Below are 19,832 nucleotides of genomic sequence, written 5' to 3' on the forward strand. Positions count from 1 at the left end.
AAAACGGGGCCGCGAGGCCCCGTTTTCGTATCCGGAAGACCGCCGAATTACTTCGCGGCGTCGAAGCGCTCGGCCACGTAGTCCCAGTTCACCAGGCTCTCCAGGAAGGCCTTGAGATAGTCGGGGCGACGGTTGCGGTAGTCGATGTAGTAGGAGTGCTCCCAGACGTCGACGCCGAGGATCGGGGTCGCGCCGTGGACGAGCGGGCTCTCGCCGTTCGGGGTCTTGCTGACGGCGAGCTTGCCGCCCTTGACCTCGAGCCAGGCCCAGCCGGAACCGAACTGGCCGACGCCGGCGGCGACGAAGTCTTCCTTGAACTTGTCGACCGAGCCGAACGAATCGACGATCGCCTTCTCCAGTGCGCCCGGGATCTTGCCGCCGCCATTCGGCTTCATCCACTTCCAGAAATGGAGGTGGTTGTAGTGCTGGCCGGCATTGTTGAAGATCGCGGGGTTCTTGCCATAGGAGCCCTTGACGATCTCCTCCAGCGACTTGCCCTCGAACTCGGTGCCCTTGATGGCATTGTTGCCGTTGGTCACATAGGCGAGGTGGTGCTTGTCGTGATGGTACTCGAGCGTCTCCTTCGACATGAAGGGCTGGAGCGCATCATGGGCGTAGGGAAGATCGGGAAGGGTAAAGGACATGAGGCCTCTCCTTGGGCTGTGAAATCGCTTGAAATGAGAATGGCCTGTACGGGACAGGCGGAGCCGCGGAGGCCCTGTCATTCCCTGCGATAGTTAAGCGCCTCCGCGCCGGTCGACAACCGCTGCCATCGCGAAAAGCATATGTCTTCTCGACAGGCCGCCACATTCGCGCCAGATTTCTCCCTCTAAGCGGTCCGGATTGGAAACTCTCTCTTATTCAATACGTTAGATAGTGACGCAAAGGCCGGCTCTGGTCCGGCCCTGCCAAGGATATTGATTTGATCGCGATTTTTACCATTCTGGGTCTGCTCCTGTTCGGTGGTGGCGCCTATGCCATCTATGACGGCTGGCCCTATCTGGTGCTGGAACGCGGCTTCACCGAAGTCATCATGGGCTCGATCGCGAGCAGCGCTGGCCTGATCATGCTCTCGCTCGCCTGGATCCTCAGGGAAGTCAGGGCGACCCGGCGCGCGCTGGTCGAGGCGATCGAGCTTCGTTCGGCCATGCCGTTACCTGCGGCCTCGGCGGTGGAAGCCCCGCCCGTGTCGCTCCCGCGCGACGACGCCACCGCATTTGCGCGCTCCGTGGCCCCGGTTGCGATCGGCGCGGTCGCCGGTGCTGCGGCGACGAGCGCCGTGGCGCAGGCCCTGACCGAGCCCGAAGACGAAAACGCATCGGCTCCCGCCGAGGTGCCTGCTTCATCCGGGGACCGGGACCTGTTCGGCGCGCCCGTCGCGCATGACTTGCAGGAGCCGGAGCCGGCTGCGGAGAGCGAGCCCGAGGCGGCATCTGAATCGGCACAGACCCAGGTTGAGGAAGCCGAGCCGCTGCCCGACATGTTCGAGGAGGCGCTGCCGACCGCATCTCCTCAGCCGGTCGCCTTTGAAGCGGAAGAGCATGAGCTGGCAGAGCCCGCTGCGGCCGATGCCCAGCCGGTGGCCGATGAGGAAGCCTTCGCCGCGCATGACGCGCCGGTTCCCTTCGGCGACCGACCTTCGGTCGAGCCGCCGGCCGATGAGCCCGTGGCGGCTCCTACCGAGGCGGGGGAGGCCATCGCGGCAGCCCGCGATGAAGCCGAGCGTGACGAGTTCAGCGCCCTGCGCGAGAGCCTGGCGGGCCACCTGAACGAGCCGGAGCCCGCAACCGGGCGCGTCGAGCCGTCCTTCTCGCAGGAGCCCGACCCCTTCGCCGAAGCCGAGACCTGGATGGACCGCGCTTCGCCGCGCCGGGAGCCCTGGCTCGATACGTCTCCTGCCGCCGCCGAAGAGGTGCCCACCGAAACGGGGGCTCCGCTCTGGCCGCCGCGGACGGAGCCTCACGCCTTCGATGCACCGGCCGAGCCTGCGGCTGACGATGCCGAAACCGAGGCTGTTTCCGATGCCGTCGATCCGCCGCTTCAGGACGACGAATCCGACGCGGGGAACGTCGAGCCGGAATCGGCGTCCGAGCCCGTCGAGGCGTCCGAGCCGCAGGCCGAGGCGGCTCCGGCCGCGACCGACAGCCGTCCGGCCTCCGACGAGGGTATCGTCGGCGCCTATCAGGTCGGCGATGCGCATTTCACCATCTTCGCCGATGGCTCGATCCGGGCACGGACCCCCGATGGCGAATACAGCTTCGCCTCGATGGACGAGCTGAAGGTCTATCTCGCCAGCGAGAAGAGCCGGCTGGGCGTCTGATCAGGCGCCCTTTGCCGCGTCCCAGCCTTCGCCCACCGTATGGATGGCGAAGGCATAGGCCAGGGCGGTCTCCTTCAGCGAGTCGAAGCGCCCGGCCGACCCGGCATGGCCGGCTTCCATGTTGGTGTGCAGCAGGACCGGCCCACCGCCGGTCATGGTGGCGCGCAGGCGCGCGACCCATTTCGCCGGCTCCCAATAGGTCACGCGCGGATCGGTCAGCCCGGCCATGGCGAGGATCGGCGGATAGGCCTGTGTCGTGACATTGTCATAAGGCGAATAGCTGCGGATGGTCTCGAAGGCCTTCACGTCGCGGATCGGGTCGCCCCATTCCGGCCATTCCGGCGGCGTCAGCGGCAGGGTGTCGTCGAGGATCGTGTTGAGCACGTCGACGAAGGGCACCTCCGCGACGATGCCGGCGAAGAGCTCGGGAGCCATGTTGGCGACCGCGCCCATCAGCATCCCACCGGCGCTGCCGCCTTCGGCGACGATGCGGCCGCGCGTCGTGAAGCCGGCATCGGCCAGCGCCCCGGCGGCGGCGATGAAATCGGTGAAGGTGTTGCGCTTGTTCTCGCGCTTGCCGTCGAGATACCAGCGCCAGCCCTTGTCGGTGCCGCCGCGTACATGCGCAATCGCATAGACGAAGCCGCGATCGACCAGGCTGAGCGGCCGCGTCCGGAACGAGGCCGACATCGCCGAGCCGTAGGAACCGTAGCCGTAGAGCAGGCAGGGGGCGCTGCCGTCGAGCTTAAGATCGGCCCGGTGCAGGATCGAGATCGGCACGCGCGCGCCGTCCGAGGCGGTGGCGAAGATCCGGCGCACCTTATAGTGGTCCGGATCATGGCCTGACGGCACCTCCTGCCGCTTCAGCAAGGTCCGCGCGCCGGTGGCAAGGTCGTAGTCATAGGTTTCGGCCGGCCGCGCCATCGAGGCATAGATGAAGCGCAGCGTATCGGTCTCGAACTCGTAGCCCGCATCCATGCCCAGCCCATAGGCTTCCTCGTCGAAGGCGATGCTGCGCTCTGTACCATCGACGAAATCGCGGATGACGATGCGCGGCAGCCCGTCCTCGCGCTCCAGCCGGATCAGCCGCCCCTTCAGGCAGACATGATCGAGGATGAGACGGCTCGGCTTGTGCGCGATCAGGTCGCGCCAGTTCGCCGGAGCGGGCGCGTCGACGGGGGCCGTGACGATCTTGAAGTCCTCGGCGCCACCGGCATTGGTCAGGATTGCGAAGATGTCGCCGTGGTGCTCCAGGCTGTACTGGCGCCCCGGCTCGCGCTCCGCGACGAGGACGGGCTTCGCCTCCGGCCGGTCCAGGTCGAGGATGCGCGTCTCCGAGGTCTCGTGATCGCCAACCGTGATCAGCAGGAAACGCCCGGACTGGGTCTTGTCGATATCGACGAACATGCCGGCATCGGCTTCGTCATGCAGCAACGCGTCCAGCTCGGCCTGCTCGCCGAGCCGGTGGCGCTTCACCCGCGACGGGCGGTGATCGTCATCGAGCGCAACATAGAAGAACGAGCGGGAATCGCTGGCCCAGATGATCTCGCCGGTCGTGTCCTTGACGAGGTCCGGCAGATCGTCCCCGCTCTCCAGATCCTTGACGTGGACCGTATGCAGTTCCGAGCCGGCCTCGTCGGCGCTCCAGGCGAGCAGGCGATGATCCGGGCTATGCGCGGCGTCGCCGAGATCGAAGAAATCCTTGTCTTCAGCAAGGGCATCGGCATCGAGCATGATCTGCTCGCCCGCCCGGCCGGTCTTTCCCGCCATGCTGCGCGGTTTGCGGCAGATCAACGGATGCTCGGCTCCCTTGCGGTAGCGAGAATAGTATAGGAACGGCCCGTCCGGCTGCGGGACGCTCGCATCGTCCTCCTTGATCCGGCCGCGCATCTCCTTGACCAGTTCCTTCTGCAGTGCGCGCGTTGGCGCCATCAAGGCCTTGCAAAAAGCGTTCTCGGCTTCGAGATAGCTGCGGATATCGGCCGGCAGGACGTCGGGTTCCCGCAGCACATCCTTCCAGTTACCCGCGCGCAGCCAACCGTAGTCGTCGCGCAAGGTGACGCCGTGGACCTGCGTTTCCGCGGTCCGGATCTCGGCGCGCGGCGGCGGGGGTATCCGGCGGGACCTGCGTGGCGCGGCGCTTGGGGAGTGGCGATCCTGATCCAGGCGCATGACGATCTCCGATCTGGGGCGCTGACACGTAGAGGCGGCGGGATCAGCTTGCAAGACATCGAGGCCATCTGCGGCTTTGATTTTCGCATTCAGTGCAACGCAGCATCCGGATGGCGAAATATTGACGTTTCAATACATTAATTGTTGGAATTTGCTGACTTGCGTAACTAAACAGCATGGAATAAACGCATATCTCGATCAGTCCGCGTTGTCTGATTCTGGGCCGATGGTGCTTGACCCACTATTGGTAATATTCATCAGGCTATCGGGCGCAAGGCGGTGGACGGTCAGCGCATAACGCCAGCAAGAACGATAAGGAGAAACATCGCCATGGCCGAGAACGACGGAGCGGACTTCATTGAGCTGACGGCGGATATCGTTTCCGCCTATGTCTCCAACAATTCCGTGCCTGCCTCGGATTTGCCGGCACTGATCAGCGAAGTGCATTCGGCGCTGAGCCGGGTCATTGGTGGCGCCGCGCCTGTGGTGCAGGCCGAGGCTCCCAAGCCCGCCATCCCCGTGAAGAAGTCGATCACGGCCGATTACCTGATCTGCTTGGAAGACGGGAAGAAGTTCAAGTCGCTGAAGCGGCATCTGCGTACGCAGTACAACATGTCGCCCGAGCAGTACCGCGAGAAGTGGGGCTTGCCGCCGGACTATCCGATGGTCGCGCCGAACTATGCCGAGGCGCGCTCGCAGCTTGCGAAGAAGATGGGCCTCGGCCAGCAGCGCCGTAAGCGCCGCTGAGCCGCGTGCGATAGAGCATTTTCGAGCGACGTGAACTTCGGTTTGCGGGAAGAAGATGCTCTGGCTACGCCGACCCCGGAAAAAGCCGCCGATGATCTCGGCGGCTTTTTTCATGCGTCTCGTCGGGAGGGGCGGGGATAAAGCCGGCTCCGGGGTTGCCAGTCGGAATATAAGAATATAATCCTATATCGGTCACGCCTCGCGGGGAGGGGCGGCTGACTCTGAATAGGAACATATCATGAACAAAGAGCGCGACCAATCCCAAACTGCCCTGCGTGCCAGCGCCGTTGCGCGCCTGGCGGAAGTGGCCATCGCAGCCGCGACCCGGATTCCGCTGGCCGGCCTGCGGGCCGCGCATCGAGGCCGGAAGTCGATTGCGGTGGCTCGCCAGACGGCGATGTATCTCGCCCATGTCGCCTTCGGCCTGAGCCTCACCCGTGTCGGCATCTGCTTTGGCCGGGACCGCACCACCGTTCGCCATGCCTGTGCCCTGATCGAGGATCGCCGCGACGACCCGGGGCTGGAGTTCGGGTTGACCGCCCTGGAAGCCGCACTTCTGGCCACGATGACGAGGCTGGTCGACCAACCGACGGAGGCCCGCCGATGAGCGCTGAAATCGAACGCCAGGAACGCGGCCGGCTCCTGAGGCATCTCGCCGCGCCCGGATGCTACGGCCTGGTTTCCCCGCTGGGATGTGGGCGCATCGCGCTCTACCGGACGGTGAACGGCACAAGCCTGGGTGCCGGCTATGTCGCGTCGGAAACCGTGCAGGCCTTGGCGGCGGAAGGGCTCGTCGCCTGGTCGAAAGATGCCAAAGCGGCCCGCCTCGGCCTCGCTCCATCGGTGCCGGACGCGCCGGTCGTGGAAAAGGCCCGCCCCGAGCCGGGCGAGCCGCCTGCTCCCGCGATGGACGATCGCGAAAGTCCACTGCTCTGGCTCTATCGCCGTCCGGGCAAGGACGGCAGGCCCCAGATCGGCGACGAGGAATTCGCGGCCGGCGAGCGCTTCCGCGCCGATATCACACTGGCCGGGATGCTGCCGCGCGTGACGATGAACTGGGATGCGGCGCTCACCCCGGAGCAGGCGGGGGCGGGCCCGCGCGACGTCGCCGGCTCGTCCGACACCGCGCTCGCCGCGCGTCAGCGCGTCAGGCTCGCCTGTGACCGGCTGGGGCCGGAGCTGTCAGGTCTCGCGATCGATATCTGCGGCTTTCTCAAGGGGCTCGATCTCGTCGAGAAGGAGCGCCGTTGGCCGCCGCGCTCGGCAAAGGTCGTGCTGCGTGTCGCGCTGGCGACCTTGGTGACGCATTACGGCCTGGACCGCCGCACACGGCAGAGCGGGGTGCGCAGTTGGCAGGCAGCCGATGCCCGGCCGAGCGAATTCCCGGCCACCGGCTGAAACGGCTCAGGCTGCGGCGGCAGCCTGGGCGTCGCGCTTGATCCGGTCGATCATGGCGCGCACGCCGTTCGAGCGCTGCGGCGTGAGATGGGCGGCGAGGCCAAGGCGCTCATAGATGGCGAAGGCGTCGGTCGCGAGGATCTCCGCCGCTTCCCGCCCGGAGAAGATCGCCAGCGCCAGCGCGACGAGCCCGCGCACGATATGGGCGTCGCTGTCGCCGACGAAGCGAAGCCGCGTCTGCGGGCCGCTGCCGCCATCGCGATGGGCAACGAGCCAGACCTGGCTCGCGCAGCCGCGCACCTTGTTGGCGTCGACATGCGCCTCCTCGGGCAGGGGCTCCAGGCCCTTGCCGAGTTCGATGAGATAGCGATAGCGATCGTCCCACTCGTCGAGCAGTTCGAAATTCGCGACGATGTCGTCGAGGCTTGTCGTCATGACCGGCGTCTTCCCGCGATTGCGGGGGAGCGTCAAGCGCTCAGCGCTGCGGCGCCTGCTTCCCGATCACCGTCGTCGCCGCGGCATGCAGGATGCGCTCGCGTAAGGCCGGGTCCATTCCCGCGAGGATCTCGGCCGCTTCGCGCGCGGCGGTCAGGCTGCCTGCGACCGTGCGCGTCTCGGTCCGGACCGTTTCGGCCGCCTGCCACATGGCCTGCGGCAATGCGGCGTCGGCCGGCTTGCCGCTATGCACGGGCGAGTTCACGGCGATCAGGCCGATGATCGCGATCTTGCGCAGCAGGTAGGCCATGTCGGTCTCCATCGTCGACGCCTCTCTTGCGCCGCGAGAACAACCTAGACCGGGATCTCGAAAAATCGCGTCATTCCAAACGCTCAAATGCGAGTCGAATGCCGCAAGTGATCTTCAGCTTCCGTTCACCTTGCCGCGAACATCGGCTCGTGCCGAGAAAACGCGATGATTTTATCTAACTGCATGAAAAGTCGACAGAAAAAATTGCTTTCCGCCGCTGGCCCGGGCTTTCGCCGCGCTTCGCCTTAAGCCCCGCTTAAACCGGCCATGGCGAGATTGGGCCAAGCGGATCGGGTATCCGCGAAAGCAAGGCGTTGCGTTCCGTATGGCGATGACAGCATTGAGGACACAGGCGGCAGCACTGGTGCATGCATCGGTGCAGTCGGACCCGGCGAAAAGGCGGCGTCACGAACGTTTCGTTCTGTCGCGCCTGCTCGTCGGTGGCGGCATGCTCGGCCTTGCTCCGGCCTATCTCGCCTGGCGCGGCGCGCCTGGCGCCTTCGAGGCGGCCATGATCGTCGCTGCCGCGCTCGCTGTTCTCTCCGTGGCGCTGGTTTCCCGCACGGGCCGTCTCGATCGGGCGCATGCGCTGTCCTCCGCCGCGCTGTCCCTCTTCATCGTGGCGCTTGCGGGCGCGACCGGCGGTCTGTCCTCCCCCTTGCTGCTCTGGCTGGCGGTCGTGCCGGTCGAGGCGGCCTTCTTCGGTTCGCGCGGCTTCATGCTGCGGGCCGGCTGGATCGCGGTCGGCGCGCTGTTCGCCGCCATCGGGCTGCAATGGCTCGGCCTTTTCTCCGAAACGATGGTGTGGACCGGCGAGGCGATGCCGCTTCTGGCGATGTCCGCGCTGGCCCAGGCCCTGGTCGTGACGGCGGTCCTGCTGCGCCGGCGCCATGCCGAGGAGCGCGAGCAGCGCGTCTCGGATGCGCGTTCTCAGCTTCTGCTCGATCATGTCGGCGATCTCGTCACCTGGCATGACGCCAACGGCGCGGTCGTCTTCGCCAATGCCGCGGCGCGGGCCCTGGCTGGTGCCGATCCACGCGAACTGCTCGGACGCGGCCTGTTCGAGCGCGTCCACATTGCCGACCGGCCGCTTTTCCTGAAGGCGCTGAGCGATGCCGCTCACGGCGGGGAGGGCGTGACCGCCTGCTTCCGGACGCTCTTCGTGCCGCGCGAAGGTGCGGGCGAGGCCAGGTTGCCGGTCTCGCTCTGGCTGGAGATGCAGGCCTGCCGCGTTGCCGGCGCCGCTGCCGCCGATGGCGCGGCCGTGGTCTGCGTGATGCGCGACGTGACCGAGCGCCGGGCCGCCGAGGAAACCCGCGAGCGCGGCCATGCCGAGGCGCTGCGCGCGAACGACATCAAGGGCCAGTTCCTGGCGACGGTGAGCCACGAGCTGCGCACGCCGCTGAACGCGATCATCGGCTTCTCCGAGATGCTGAGCGCCGAGGACAATGGCTGGCTCGATGCGCAGAAGCGTCTCGAATATGCCCGTATCATCCACGCCTCCGGCCATCACCTGCTCGATGTCGTGAACACGCTGCTCGACATCTCCAAGATCGAGAGCGGCGCGATGACGATCGAACGCGAGCCGCTCGACCTCGCCGCGATGGTGCAGGATTGCTGCGCGCTGATGGCGCTGCGGGCCGAGGCTGGCGGCATCGCGCTGGAGCGCGTGACCGGGCCGGCTCTGCCTGCGATGGAAGGCGACCGTCGCGCGCTGAAGCAGGTCGTGCTCAACCTCCTGTCGAACGCGATCAAGTTCACGCCGGCCGGTGGCCGCGTGACGCTTGCCGTCGTGCGCGACGGCGACACGATCGATCTCTCGGTATCCGACACCGGCATCGGCATCGCCGCTGCCGACCTGCCCCGGCTGGGCGATCCCTTCTTCCAGGCCAAGGGCGCCTATGATCGCAGCCATGAGGGCACCGGCCTCGGGCTGTCCGTGGTGCGCGGGCTCGTCGGCCTGCATGGCGGCCGCCTGACGGTCGAGAGCGCGCCGGACATCGGCACGCGCGTCTCGGTCCGGCTGCCGGTCGGCGGCATCGAGGGCGTCGAACAGCCGGCCAAGATCGTGACTTTCGCCCGGGCTCCGCGCCGGGGCATCGATACCAAAGAACCTCTCCGCCTGACCGCCTGAAGACGAGCTGACCGATGTCCGTGACCATGGCCGCCCGCGCCCATTCCGGCGCTTCCCTGTCCGCCCCGGTGCGCCGTGCCCAACCGGCGCGACGCAAGACATCCTGGCTTGGCCGGGTCGCCCGCACCGCCGGGCAGCGGCCGGGCAGGGCGCTTGTCCTGCTGACCTTCGGTATCGTCTCGATCGCCATCGTCGCCAATGCGCTGCTGTTCCAGAAGGCGCGCCATCCGGCCCCGATTCTCTCTTCGTCAGCGCCGGCCTCGCAGCCGCGGGCCACGACCGAGCGCCGCACCGAACCGGTGCCTGCTCCCGCCGTCGAGGCTCCCGCAGCGCAGCCGATCCGCCCGCCGGCGCGACCGAACGATCTGTCCCAGGCGCAAGCCACGCGCGAAGCGCAACCCCGGCCGCCGGCGCCGGTTCAGGCCGCGCCGCGGGCCGCTGCACCTGCGCCGCGCGCTGCGGCGGCTCCCGCGCGCGATCCGATCGCTGACCTGATCAACGGCGACCTGCGCCCGCCTGCGGATGTCAGAGCGGCCAGCCGTTCAGCCACAGCCCCGCGCACCTGATCGGCGGCGCCTGACATGGCGCGGCTGACCAGCGATTTCTGGGTTTCCGCCTATCTGCGGCAGGCGGCCTTCGATGGCCTCGTCGCCGTGCTGCGCCGCCGTGGCGCGCGTGAGGCCGGCGCCATCTTCGTCAAGCTCGACCGGCTGGACGGCACTGCCGCGCTCTACGCCCCGGCGCCGCAGGCGCTGGCCGAGGAGGATGGCGAGCGCCGCTTCCAGCTTCTGCTCGATTCCGATCCGCTGGCGATCGAGGATCGTGTCGCGCGGGAACTGCGCTTCGACAGCGATCTCTGGCTGGTTGAGATCGAGAACCAGGCCGGCGATCCGCGGCTCGCACTCGTGAGCGGCTGATACCGCTCCAGCGAGGCGGGGTGGCTCAGCCGCGCTCGCGCTTGGCGCCGATCTTTCCGAGAATGTCCGACATCGCCGGTTGCGCTTCCGGCCGGGCATGACCGGCGCGCGAGGGCGTCCCGCTCGGGTCCATGGACGGCTGGTGCTGGCCGCGCCGCTGCGGTGCCGCGACGATCGTGCCGGCGATATGCATGGCCAGGCGGAAGGCGATGGCAGGCCTGACCGAGCGCATCAGCGCGACCAGAGCGAAGATGCGCTCGACCGAATGAGCCGTATCGTCGCCGAGCCGGATCAGGAAGCGCGTCGCTTCCTCGACCGTCGTGCCGCTCGCCGTGAGGACGAGCGCCGCCAGATCCCGCGACGCGTCGGCCGCTATGGCGCCGGCCAGCGCCGCACCACCGCCGAGATGGTCGGCGATGGCGGCGAAGGCGATGTCCCGATCCTCGGCCGCGAGGTCGAGCCAGCCGGCGAACGTCGCAGCGGACAGGGCGGGGCGCCTCTCGCTGGGATGCAGAGCTTCGCGCGCCATCAGCGATTCGAGGATCGCGAGGCGCCGTTCCGGCCCGGCATGGAGGAAAAGCGGCGCGAGTTCGAGGTTGGACAGGTCGGGGCGCGCGAGCAGGCCGGGCCGGTAGGTCGGCTCGGTCCGGGCCCGCGCGATCAGGCTGTCGACGGCGGCGCGCGGCATCGGGGCGCTGTGATTGGCGATCAGGGCAAGGTCGAGCGCGCGATTCGCACCCGATACCAGCATGATCACGGCCTGGGCGGTGAGGTCGCTGCGGACGGCCAGGGCCGCGCGCATCGCCTCGTCGCCGGTTTCGACCAAACCTTCGAGCTCGGTCGCCGATACCGGCATGCCATGGCGAAGCAGCTCCGCCAGCACGGCGCCGCCCTTCGCGGCAAGCCCGGCGAGGACCGACGCGGGCGTATGCGCCCAGCCGGCAAGCTTGCGCGCCAGGATGAGCGCCGTCGCCTCGTCGATGCCCGGCAGAAGCGCCTCGGCCATCTCGTTGAAAGCGGCGAGATCGGTGGGCGAGGGATGCGACGTCGAGAGCAGCAGGTCCGCTTTGACGCGCAGCGAGATCGGGCTGAGGTCGAGCCCGCCCTCGCGCGCCAGGCGAGCGAGATCGGCGAGTTCCTTGGAGACGGATGCAGGCATGACGGACTCGGGGACCGGGAAACTGATAATGAATCAGCATTAATCCCCGACCGTTAAGGCTGCGTTAACCATGTCCGGGCCTGATGGGCCTGCGGGGCCTGCGACTCGGTGCTGCCCGCACCTCGCCGCCCCTCGCGTTGCAACTCTGGCGCTGGATAAGGAGGCGCATCATGGCCATCGTCATCCCCTTTGCGCCGCAGCGGCGCCTGCAGCAGGCCTCGGCCTGTTCCCTTCCGCCACGGACGGCGGACATCCTGTTCTTCACCGGCGTGCGCTACGAGCGCCCGCCCGAAGCCCGGCTGCCGGGCGCAAAATCATCCGCCAATGCCCGGCCCCGGAAGGTCGCTGCGCGGAAAAGTGCCCGCAGGCAGCCTGCGTGACACGAAGCCCGGCCAAGCTGCTGCTCGCCACGCTGGCGGCTGTGTCCGTTTCCGCCTGCACCGCCACCACGGGCGATCTCGGCCGGCCGCGCCCGACGGTCTGGTCGCAGCTCATCGCTCCCGAAACGGGCTTCTGGTCCGCGACCGCCCGCGGCGAGCAGAGTTCCTATTTCCGCCTGACCGACGACGAGGAACAGATGCGCGACCGCGCCTGGCGCTTCGTCATGCCGGCAAGCCCGAACAGCGTCTTCCAGGGCGAGGTCTCCAACCTTGCCCATACGCGCATCCTGCCGGTCGCGGCCCAGTCGACCGATGTCGGCGACTATTTCCGCGGGCTGACCTCGATATCCTTCGCCTCCCAGGCCTCGCGCTACAACCGGCTGGCGGAGGATGCCAATGCCGATCGCCTGCTGATCGGCCCGTTCCGTGCCAATGCGGCACGGGTGGTGAGCATGGACCGGGTGCGGATGCGCACCGTCGAGGCCTCTCCCGATGTGCCTGTCGACAAGCAGGAACCGGCCTATGCGCGCGTCGTCGAGAACGAGGGGCTGGTTTTCTGGGTCTGCGAACGCCTCGATTTCCGCCTCCGCAGCTACCGTCACGCGCTGGTCAATCTGGTCGTCGAGATGCCCTCGCGCGAAGCCGTGAAGGCCGAGCGTGCGATCATGGCGCTGGAGATGGAAGCCAGGCCGCTCTGCCAGATGCCGCTCATCGGTACCTTCGGCGAAGGCGGCAAGCGGCCGGTCGTCTACAAGGGCTAACTCAATTCGCCGCGCCGCAGGCGACGCCCGTCGCGAGGCCCTCCGCGTCGGCCCGGTCGGAGGGCAGGCGCATCAGCACGCGCGCCACGATCAGCCCCTGCTCGGTATCGGAGACGATGCGCAGCTCCCGGCTGGTCTCGCCCTCCTCGTCGGCCGCGATGCGTTCGTCGCGCTGGGTCTCGGTCATCACCAGGAATTCGAGCGTGCCGCGGATCGCCGCCCGGTCGGTGATGGCATAGAGCACGCCGCCGCCCTGCCGGTGCAGCGTCAGGCCGAGCGGCAATGTGCCCGTGCGGGCGACCACCCGCATCGGGCCGGCCGAGAGATCGTAGCTGCAGATCGCGGTGACGACATTGGGATCGGCCTCGCGCAGGGCGGGCAGGCCGCGGGCATTGCCGGGGGAGGGGATCGGCTCGGCATGCCCTTCGATGCCAAGCTCGCGATAGGCATGAGCAGCGTCGCGCAGCGAGAGCGCCGGGATCGCCAGGATCGTAACGATATGAACGATTCCCGCGAGTATCAGCCCGGCCAGTGTCGTGATCGCGAAGCGCGCGAAGCCGGTGCGCAGGCGCGGCCGCCAGCCGGCGAAGGGGGCGCTGCGCTTTTCCGTCGGATCGTGGCTGAGGGCGCTCATCGGCAATCGAGGCGCGTGACGCGCGGCAGGTTGGCGGCCCGTGTCTCGCCGGTCTGGCTCGATATCGGCGTATCGTAGAGCCGCAGGCGAAACTGGAAGCGCCCGCTTGCCGGCAAGGGCAGCCAGTTGCCGGCTTCAGGGGTGGCAGCGGCGATGATGGCGAGCCCGCCGTCCTCGGGGCGGACGATCTCCGAATCGGTGAAGCCGGTGCGCTCCAGGGGCAGGCGGAACGGCAGGCCGTCGCCATCGGTGATGCCGATGGTCCAGCCGCGCGTCGGCGGCGTCGCGCCGGACAGCCGGTAGCGGCAACGCCCGTCCAGCGTCTGCCCCGCGTCGTCCCGCTCGGCGATCAGCTCAAGCCCTTCACCCGAGCCGAATGGCAGATGGACGCCGCGGGCGAGATAGGCGCGCATATAGGGATCGACCTCGCGGCTGCCGCTGCGTGGCCAGGCCGTCCAGGCGCCGACCTCGACCCGGCCGATGGCCGGGCGCCCGGCCACCGCCCAATGGGCCGAGCCCAGCCCGAGGCCGGCGCCGAGGGCGAGGATATAGGCGAGGTCGAGAATCCGCACGCTGTCCTTCCGCCTGGGAGAGGAGTTCCGGGCGGAGTTGAGCCACCGCACCGGTCGTCGTCAATCGCCTGCCTCTCAGCGCAGCCGTGGTTCGCTGCCCGAGATCTCGCGGATGCCGACCTGGACGGGGCGGCCGGCGCTGCGCCGCGGCTCGACGGCTTTGAACATCGAGCCGACGGCCGAGAGCACCTCGAAGGACTGGCGCGGCATATGGCCGGCGGTCGCGCCAGCCGGCCTCGTGGCGCTGCCGGCCCTGGCCACCGCCGCGCCCTTCGGGTCGGTTACGGGCACGCCCGGAATCGGCTTGAGCTCCAGGCCCTGATGGGCGAACTGCATGATCTCCTTCCACGTCATCGCAGGCAGCGAGCCGCCGGTCATGTTCGCGGTTTCAGTGGAATTGTCGTTCCCGAACCAGACGGCGCCGACGAGATTGCCGGAATAGCCGACATACCAGGCGTCCTTGTAGCCGTTGGTGGTGCCGGTCTTGCCGGCGGTGACGACGCCGTCGAGCGCGGCGCGACGGCCGGTGCCCTCGGTCGGCACCTTCGAGAGCATGAAGTTCATGTCCTGCGCGACCTGGGAGCTTAGCACCTGCTTCGGCTCCGGCTCGTCGCGGTCATGGCGATAGATCACCTCGCCCTGCGAATTGGCGATCTCGATCGCCGCATAGGGCTTCGCCCGGCGCCCGCCATTGGCGAGCACGGAATAGCCGGCGGCCATGTCGATGACGGTGACCTCGGCGGCGCCGATCGGCAGCGAGACCGTGTCGGTCAGCGGCGTCGTCAGGCCCATGGCGCGGGCCGTCTCGACGATCTTCCGGCGCCCGATCGCGGCCGCGCGCGCCTCATGGGTCTCGCCGGTCGCGCGGCCGATGGCGATCGACATCTGCACCGGGATCGTATTGATCGACTTTGCCAGCGCGACGGTGAGCGGCATCGAGCCGGCATAGGAGCGCCCGTAATTGTTCGGGCACCAGTTGCCGATGCAGACCGGCCGGTCGGTGACGATCGTATTCGGCTTGTAGAGCCCGGCCGAGAGCGCGGCGGCATAGACGAATGGCTTGAACGAGGAGCCGGGCTGGCGCAGGCCCGCGGTCGCGCGGTTGAACTGGCTCGCACCATAGTCCCGGCCGCCGACGATGGCGCGCACGGCCCCGTCCGGGTCCATGACCACGGTCGCTGCCTGCTTCACCCGATAGGCCGGTCCGTGCTGGCGCAGGATCGTCTCGATCGCCTCGTCGGCGCGCTGCTGGATCGCGGTGTCATGGGGGGTCTTCACGGTCAGCACACGGTCGGCGCCGAGCTTGCCCTCGTTCGCGAGCTCCTTCACCGCGTCGAAGGCCCAGTCGAGATAGTAGTCGGGGCTGGAATCGCGCTTGCGGTCGACCGGCGTCGCCGGATTGCGCTTGGCGCTGTCGACCTGGCCGGCGGTCATGAAGCCGGCATCGACCATGGCGTTGAGCACGTCGTTGGCCCGCGCCCGCGCGGCCGGCAGGTTGACATGCGGGGCGTATTTCGTCGGCGCCTTGAACAGGCCGGCGAGCATCGCGGCCTCGGCCAGCGAGACGTCCTTCACCGACTTGCCGAAGTAATACTCGGCGGCCGCCGCGGCGCCGAAGGTGCCGCCGCCCATATAGGCGCGGTCGAGATAGAGCTTGAGGATCTCGTTCTTGCTGAGCCTTGCCTCCAGCCACAGCGCCAGGAAGGCTTCCTTGATCTTGCGGTCGAGCGAGCGCTCGTTGTTGAGGAAGAGGTTCTTGGCGAGCTGCTGGGTCAGCGAGGAGCCGCCCTGGACGACGCCCGAGGCCCGCGTGTTGACCAGCAGGGCCCGCGAGGTGCCGATCACGTCGATGCCGAAATGGTCGTAGAAGCGGCGATCCTCGGTCGCAAGCACCGCCTTGAGCAGATGGTCCGGCATCTCCTCCAGCTTCAGGGAATCGTCGTGCCGGGCACCGCGATGGCCGATCGGCATGCCGTAGCGGTCGAGGAAGGTGACGGCGAAGACCTGGTTCTTAAGCGCCTCGTCATTGCCGATCCGAAAGGCCGGCAGGGCCAGCATCAGCAGGATCAGCGCGCCGACGATGCCGATATTCAGGCCCTCGCTGGCGAATTCGGCGGCGACGCGCTTGCCGCCGGTGACGGTCAGGCGGTCGGCGGTGCTGCGGATGCGTTCATGGATTTCGCCGGCGCGGCGCCCGGCGCCCCACAGGCCGGCATCGAGCCATGAGTCTGCGGCGAGCGCGAAGCGCTTCAGCCGCGTCCTCCAGCCTGCCTTCCTGAACTCCATGGCCTTATCCAGGCTTCCTGAATGGCCCCCAGGCTTAGTCCTGCCGCGTGCTTGCCATCTTGGCAACAGAAGAGCGCCGGGGAATGGACACATAAGGACGTCTCGCTACCGGATAAGAGGCGAGACGGTAAATTTCATGGAGAAGGCAGGACGCCCGCCATGGTGGCTGTGCCGGCCCGAGACATGAACGGGCAGGCAACGGCCTTCCATCTTGTCGCCTGCGGGCGCATAAGCCTGCCATGACGCAAACCCCGCCGAAACAGCAGCCGTTCTGGCTGACGACGCCGCTGGAGGCGATGTCGACGGAGCAATGGGAATCGCTCTGCGACGGCTGCGGCCGCTGCTGCCTCGTCAAGCTCGAGGACGAGGATACCGGGCGCATCTTCGCGACCGATGTCGGCTGCCGCCTGTTCGAGGCCGGCACCTGCCGCTGCCGCGATTATCCGAACCGCTCGGTGAAAGTGCCGGATTGCGTGACGCTGACGCCCGAGGATGTGCGCACGCTGCCCTGGCTGCCGCCGACCTGCGCCTATCGCCTCATCGCCGAGGGCAAGGACCTGCCCTGGTGGCATCCGCTGGTCTCCGGCGACCCCGAGACGGTGGTCGCGGCCGGTGTCTCCGTGCGCGGCCGTGTCTTCGCCAATGAGGACGAGGTGCCTGAGGAGGAGGTCGCCGAGCGCATCGTCAATTGGCCGCTGCGCTGGCCGCGGGCTGCGCGCGGGAAGGGAGCCTGACGCAACCCGGCCGTGCTATTGCGCTGCATCAGTCGATGCTGCACACGCTCATTGATCGTTCATGTCGGTTTGGGCATGAGCGCCTCATCCCCGCTGCCGGTGACCAATGGCCATCGACGGCACGCACACGAAACTTTCAAGCCGGCGCGGCGTTTGCCCTGTCCGGTTGAACAGAAGAGGCTATGTGATGGCAGGTGGGAAGTGGGTCTATACCTTCGGCGACGGCAAGGCCGAGGGTGAGGCAGGCATGAAGAACCTGCTCGGCGGCAAGGGCGCGAACCTCGCCGAGATGAGCAATCTGGGCCTGCCCGTTCCGCCCGGCTTCACCATCACCACCGAGGTCTGCACCGCCTATTACGACAACGGCAAGAGCTTCCCGGCCGAGCTCGACGGGCAGGTCCGGACTGCGCTCGCCGGCATGGGCAAGCTCACCGGCAAGACCTTCGGCGACGCCGCCAATCCGCTCCTCGTCTCTGTCCGCTCGGGCGCGCGCGCCTCGATGCCGGGCATGATGGACACCGTCCTCAATCTCGGCCTCAACGACGAAACGGTCGAGGCTGTCGCGAAGGCCTCGGGCGACGAGCGCTTCGCCTGGGACAGCTATCGCCGCTTCATCACGATGTATTCCAACGTCGTGCTCGATATTGACCACGGCCTCTTCGAGGAGGCGCTGGAGGACTACAAGGAGCGCAAGGGCCTACATCTCGACACCGATCTCTCGGCCGCCGACTGGAAGCTGCTGGTCGGGAAATACAAGGAGATCGTCAGGAAGGAGCTCGGCTCCGACTTCCCGCAGGACCCCGAGAAGCAGCTCTGGGGCGCGGTCGGCGCCGTCTTCTCCTCCTGGATGAACGCCCGCGCCATCAAGTATCGCGAGTTGAACAGCATCCCGGCGAGCTGGGGCACGGCGGTCAACGTCCAGTCGATGGTGTTCGGCAACATGGGCGACACCTCCGCGACCGGCGTCGCCTTCACCCGCAATCCCTCGACCGGCGAGAACGCGCTCTATGGCGAGTTCCTGATCAACGCCCAGGGCGAGGACGTCGTCGCCGGCATCCGCACGCCGCAGGACATCACCGAGGCCGCCAAGAAGGAGGCCGGCTCCGACAAGCCCTCGATGGAAGCGGAGATGCCGGAGGCCTATGCCGAGCTTTGCCGAATCTACGGCATCCTCGAGAAGCACTATCGCGACATGCAGGACATGGAGTTCACCATCCAGGAGGGCAAGCTCTGGATGCTGCAGACCCGGTCCGGCAAGCGCACCGCCAAGGCGGCTTTGCGCATCGCGGTCGAGCTCGCGACCGAGGGCCTGATCACGCAGGAGGAGGCCGTCGGCCGCGTCGAGCCCGGCGCGCTCGACCAGCTCCTGCACCCGACCATCGACCCCAAGGCCGAGCGCCGCGTGCTGACCACCGGCCTGCCAGCTTCGCCCGGCGCCGCCGCCGGCGAAATCGTGTTCAATTCCGACGATGCCGAGGCGGCGAAGAAGGCGGGCCGCAAGGTCATCCTAGTCCGCGTCGAGACGAGCCCTGAGGACATCCATGGCATGCATGCCGCCGAGGGCATCCTGACCTCGCGCGGCGGCATGACCTCGCATGCGGCGGTCGTGGCGCGCGGCATGGGCAAGCCCTGCGTTTCCGGCGCCGGCCAGCTCCGCATCGACTATGCCAAGGGCACGCTCTCCGTCGGCCCGAACACGCTGAAGGCCGGCGATTTCGTCACCATCGACGGCGGTACCGGCCAGGTCCTGCTCGGCGAGATCAAGATGCAGAAGCCGGAATTGTCCGGCGAGTTCGCGACGCTGATGGGCTGGGCGGACAAGGTCCGCCGCCTCAAGGTCCGCGCCAATGCCGAGACGCCGGAGGACGCCAGGACCGCGCGTGAATTCGGCGCCGAGGGCATCGGTCTTTGCCGGACCGAGCACATGTTCTTCGAAGGGGATCGCATCCAGGCGGTGCGCGAGATGATCCTCGCGCAGGACGACAAGGGCAGGCGGGCTGCGCTCGCCAAGCTCCTGCCGGTGCAGCGCCAGGACTTCGTCCAGCTCTTCAGCATCATGAGCGGCCTGCCGGTGACGATCCGCCTGCTCGATCCGCCGCTGCACGAGTTCCTGCCGCATGGCGAGAAGGAGATCGCTGAGGTCGCCGCCGCGCTCGGCGTCACCCCCGAGGCGCTGAAGCACCGTGCCGCCGAGCTGCACGAGTTCAACCCGATGCTCGGCTTCCGCGGCTGCCGCTTGGCGGTGGCCTTCCCCGAGATCGCCGAGATGCAGGCCCGCGCCATCTTCGAGGCGGCGGTCATTGCCGCCAAGGAAACCGGCAAGCCGGTGATCCCGGAGGTGATGGTGCCGCTCGTCATGGGCAAGCCCGAGCTCGACCTGGTCAAGGCCCGTATCGACGCCATGGCCAAAGCGGTGATCGAGGAGAGCGGCACGAAGATCGACTATCAGGTCGGCACCATGATCGAACTGCCGCGCGCCGCGCTACGCGCTGCCGAGATCGCCGAGAGCGCCGAGTTCTTCTCCTTCGGCACCAACGACCTGACCCAGACGACGCTCGGCATCAGCCGCGACGACGCCTCCTCCTTCCTCGGTTCCTACACCGCCAAGGGCCTGCTCGACGCCGATCCCTTCGTCACCATCGATCAGGACGGCGTCGGCGAACTGGTGAAGCTCGCCGCCGAGCGCGGCCGCAAGACCCGTTCAGGCATCAAGCTCGGCATCTGCGGCGAGCATGGCGGCGATCCGGCCTCGATCGGCTTCTGCGAGAGCGTCGGGCTCGATTACGTCTCCTGCTCGCCTTTCCGCGTGCCGATCGCCCGCCTTGCCGCGGCGCAGGCGGCGCTGGGCGCGATCAAGCCGAAGGACGGCTGAG

19 protein-coding genes are annotated in these 19,832 nt (G+C 67.8%); 11 read left to right on the forward strand and 8 right to left on the reverse strand.

Going from position 1 to position 19,832, the window contains the following annotated elements:
- Nucleotides 1–47: 47 nt before the first annotated feature.
- Complete coding sequence (locus FHT98_RS19415) at nt 48–644, reverse strand: superoxide dismutase (RefSeq protein ID WP_061964729.1); 597 nt, start codon at nt 642–644, stop codon at nt 48–50.
- Nucleotides 645–922: 278 nt separating this feature from the next.
- On the opposite strand from FHT98_RS19415, the gene FHT98_RS19420 reads away from it, so the two are divergent.
- Entirely contained in the window at nt 923–2,320 is a 1,398-nt protein-coding gene (locus tag FHT98_RS19420) for a hypothetical protein (protein ID WP_142114973.1), read from the forward strand.
- On the opposite strand, the gene FHT98_RS19425 is transcribed toward FHT98_RS19420, so the two are convergent.
- The gene (locus FHT98_RS19425; protein WP_142114974.1) at nt 2,321–4,492 is read right to left on the reverse strand and encodes a S9 family peptidase; all 2,172 of its coding nucleotides are present in this window, start codon (nt 4,490–4,492) and stop codon (nt 2,321–2,323) included.
- 330 nt (nt 4,493–4,822) lie between these two features.
- Between FHT98_RS19425 and FHT98_RS19430 the strand changes: the two genes are divergently transcribed.
- The 3 genes from FHT98_RS19430 (at nt 4,823) to FHT98_RS19440 (ending at nt 6,637) form a co-directional block, all read left to right on the forward strand.
- Entirely contained in the window at nt 4,823–5,239 is a 417-nt protein-coding gene (locus tag FHT98_RS19430) for a Ros/MucR family transcriptional regulator (protein ID WP_061964725.1), read from the forward strand.
- A 238-nt stretch (nt 5,240–5,477) separates the two neighbouring features.
- Nucleotides 5,478–5,846 (forward strand): helix-turn-helix domain-containing protein, encoded by a 369-nt coding sequence (locus FHT98_RS19435; RefSeq protein ID WP_113585917.1) that lies wholly within the window; start codon nt 5,478–5,480, stop codon nt 5,844–5,846.
- Nucleotides 5,843–6,637, forward strand: a complete 795-nt coding sequence (locus FHT98_RS19440; RefSeq protein WP_142114975.1) for a DUF6456 domain-containing protein — start codon at nt 5,843–5,845, stop codon at nt 6,635–6,637. The genes FHT98_RS19435 and FHT98_RS19440 overlap by 4 nt, the downstream gene beginning before the upstream one ends.
- A gap of 6 nt (nt 6,638–6,643) precedes the next feature.
- On the opposite strand, the gene FHT98_RS19445 is transcribed toward FHT98_RS19440, so the two are convergent.
- On the reverse strand, nt 6,644–7,072 hold the full coding sequence (locus FHT98_RS19445) for a SufE family protein (protein ID WP_113585915.1): 429 nt from the start codon (nt 7,070–7,072) through the stop codon (nt 6,644–6,646).
- 40 nt (nt 7,073–7,112) lie between these two features.
- Nucleotides 7,113–7,382, reverse strand: coding sequence for a hypothetical protein (locus FHT98_RS19450; RefSeq protein WP_139163480.1), 270 nt, complete (start codon nt 7,380–7,382; stop codon nt 7,113–7,115).
- Between the two features lie 325 nt (nt 7,383–7,707).
- Here FHT98_RS19450 and FHT98_RS19455 point away from each other — a divergent pair, with 325 nt between their 5' ends.
- The 3 genes from FHT98_RS19455 to FHT98_RS19465 are packed head-to-tail and all read left to right on the forward strand — an operon-like array spanning nt 7,708 to nt 10,433.
- The gene (locus FHT98_RS19455; protein WP_142114976.1) at nt 7,708–9,516 is read left to right on the forward strand and encodes a PAS domain-containing sensor histidine kinase; all 1,809 of its coding nucleotides are present in this window, start codon (nt 7,708–7,710) and stop codon (nt 9,514–9,516) included.
- 14 nt (nt 9,517–9,530) lie between these two features.
- Complete coding sequence (locus FHT98_RS19460) at nt 9,531–10,082, forward strand: hypothetical protein (RefSeq protein ID WP_142114977.1); 552 nt, start codon at nt 9,531–9,533, stop codon at nt 10,080–10,082.
- A gap of 15 nt (nt 10,083–10,097) precedes the next feature.
- Nucleotides 10,098–10,433, forward strand: coding sequence for a DUF1491 family protein (locus FHT98_RS19465; protein ID WP_142114978.1), 336 nt, complete (start codon nt 10,098–10,100; stop codon nt 10,431–10,433).
- A 25-nt stretch (nt 10,434–10,458) separates the two neighbouring features.
- On the opposite strand, the gene FHT98_RS19470 is transcribed toward FHT98_RS19465, so the two are convergent.
- Complete coding sequence (locus FHT98_RS19470; RefSeq protein ID WP_142114979.1) at nt 10,459–11,592, reverse strand: DUF2336 domain-containing protein; 1,134 nt, start codon at nt 11,590–11,592, stop codon at nt 10,459–10,461.
- A 170-nt stretch (nt 11,593–11,762) separates the two neighbouring features.
- Between FHT98_RS19470 and FHT98_RS19475 the strand changes: the two genes are divergently transcribed.
- Together FHT98_RS19475 and FHT98_RS19480 are read left to right on the forward strand one after the other, a co-directional pair.
- Nucleotides 11,763–11,972 carry a hypothetical protein gene (locus FHT98_RS19475; protein ID WP_091855834.1) on the forward strand — a complete coding sequence of 70 codons (210 nt, stop codon included), beginning with the start codon at nt 11,763–11,765 and terminating at the stop codon, nt 11,970–11,972.
- Nucleotides 11,969–12,733: a hypothetical protein gene (locus FHT98_RS19480; RefSeq protein WP_061964707.1), complete on the forward strand. Its 765-nt coding sequence runs from the start codon at nt 11,969–11,971 to the stop codon at nt 12,731–12,733. Before FHT98_RS19475 ends, FHT98_RS19480 begins: the two co-directional genes overlap by 4 nt.
- Nucleotide 12,734: 1 nt before the next feature.
- Here FHT98_RS19480 and FHT98_RS19485 read toward each other — a convergent pair whose 3' ends face one another.
- The 3 genes from FHT98_RS19485 to FHT98_RS19495 form a co-directional block, all read right to left on the reverse strand.
- Nucleotides 12,735–13,367, reverse strand: a complete 633-nt coding sequence (locus FHT98_RS19485) for a DUF1254 domain-containing protein (protein WP_142114980.1) — start codon at nt 13,365–13,367, stop codon at nt 12,735–12,737.
- Nucleotides 13,364–13,939 (reverse strand): DUF1214 domain-containing protein, encoded by a 576-nt coding sequence (locus FHT98_RS19490; protein WP_142114981.1) that lies wholly within the window; start codon nt 13,937–13,939, stop codon nt 13,364–13,366. The genes FHT98_RS19485 and FHT98_RS19490 overlap by 4 nt, the downstream gene beginning before the upstream one ends.
- A gap of 75 nt (nt 13,940–14,014) precedes the next feature.
- A complete protein-coding gene (locus FHT98_RS19495; RefSeq protein WP_142114982.1) occupies nt 14,015–16,225 on the reverse strand; it encodes a transglycosylase domain-containing protein in 2,211 nt (736 codons plus the stop codon).
- Nucleotides 16,226–16,464: 239 nt separating this feature from the next.
- Between FHT98_RS19495 and FHT98_RS19500 the strand changes: the two genes are divergently transcribed.
- Together FHT98_RS19500 and ppdK are read left to right on the forward strand one after the other, a co-directional pair.
- Nucleotides 16,465–16,959 carry a YcgN family cysteine cluster protein gene (locus FHT98_RS19500; protein ID WP_142114983.1) on the forward strand — a complete coding sequence of 165 codons (495 nt, stop codon included), beginning with the start codon at nt 16,465–16,467 and terminating at the stop codon, nt 16,957–16,959.
- A gap of 187 nt (nt 16,960–17,146) precedes the next feature.
- Complete coding sequence (ppdK, locus tag FHT98_RS19505; RefSeq protein ID WP_142114984.1) at nt 17,147–19,831, forward strand: pyruvate, phosphate dikinase; 2,685 nt, start codon at nt 17,147–17,149, stop codon at nt 19,829–19,831.
- Nucleotide 19,832 lies beyond the last annotated feature (1 nt).

This window comes from Allobosea sp. AK1 (assembly GCF_006714945.1).
In the GTDB taxonomy this organism is placed as follows: domain Bacteria; phylum Pseudomonadota; class Alphaproteobacteria; order Rhizobiales; family Beijerinckiaceae; genus Allobosea; species Allobosea robiniae.

Coding starts and splice junctions, on each gene's coding strand:
- FHT98_RS19415 (WP_061964729.1), bottom strand. CDS start 644: ATGTCCTTTACCCTTCCCGATCTTCCCTACGCCCATGATGCGCTCCAG.
- FHT98_RS19425 (WP_142114974.1), bottom strand. CDS start 4,492: ATGCGCCTGGATCAGGATCGCCACTCCCCAAGCGCCGCGCCACGCAGG.
- FHT98_RS19430 (WP_061964725.1), top strand. CDS start 4,823: ATGGCCGAGAACGACGGAGCGGACTTCATTGAGCTGACGGCGGATATC.
- FHT98_RS19435 (WP_113585917.1), top strand. CDS start 5,478: ATGAACAAAGAGCGCGACCAATCCCAAACTGCCCTGCGTGCCAGCGCC.
- FHT98_RS19440 (WP_142114975.1), top strand. CDS start 5,843: ATGAGCGCTGAAATCGAACGCCAGGAACGCGGCCGGCTCCTGAGGCAT.
- FHT98_RS19445 (WP_113585915.1), bottom strand. CDS start 7,072: ATGACGACAAGCCTCGACGACATCGTCGCGAATTTCGAACTGCTCGAC.
- FHT98_RS19450 (WP_139163480.1), bottom strand. CDS start 7,382: ATGGCCTACCTGCTGCGCAAGATCGCGATCATCGGCCTGATCGCCGTG.
- FHT98_RS19455 (WP_142114976.1), top strand. CDS start 7,708: ATGGCGATGACAGCATTGAGGACACAGGCGGCAGCACTGGTGCATGCA.
- FHT98_RS19460 (WP_142114977.1), top strand. CDS start 9,531: ATGTCCGTGACCATGGCCGCCCGCGCCCATTCCGGCGCTTCCCTGTCC.
- FHT98_RS19465 (WP_142114978.1), top strand. CDS start 10,098: ATGGCGCGGCTGACCAGCGATTTCTGGGTTTCCGCCTATCTGCGGCAG.
- FHT98_RS19470 (WP_142114979.1), bottom strand. CDS start 11,592: ATGCCTGCATCCGTCTCCAAGGAACTCGCCGATCTCGCTCGCCTGGCG.
- FHT98_RS19475 (WP_091855834.1), top strand. CDS start 11,763: ATGGCCATCGTCATCCCCTTTGCGCCGCAGCGGCGCCTGCAGCAGGCC.
- FHT98_RS19485 (WP_142114980.1), bottom strand. CDS start 13,367: ATGAGCGCCCTCAGCCACGATCCGACGGAAAAGCGCAGCGCCCCCTTC.
- FHT98_RS19495 (WP_142114982.1), bottom strand. CDS start 16,225: ATGGAGTTCAGGAAGGCAGGCTGGAGGACGCGGCTGAAGCGCTTCGCG.
- FHT98_RS19500 (WP_142114983.1), top strand. CDS start 16,465: ATGACGCAAACCCCGCCGAAACAGCAGCCGTTCTGGCTGACGACGCCG.
- ppdK (WP_142114984.1), top strand. CDS start 17,147: ATGGCAGGTGGGAAGTGGGTCTATACCTTCGGCGACGGCAAGGCCGAG.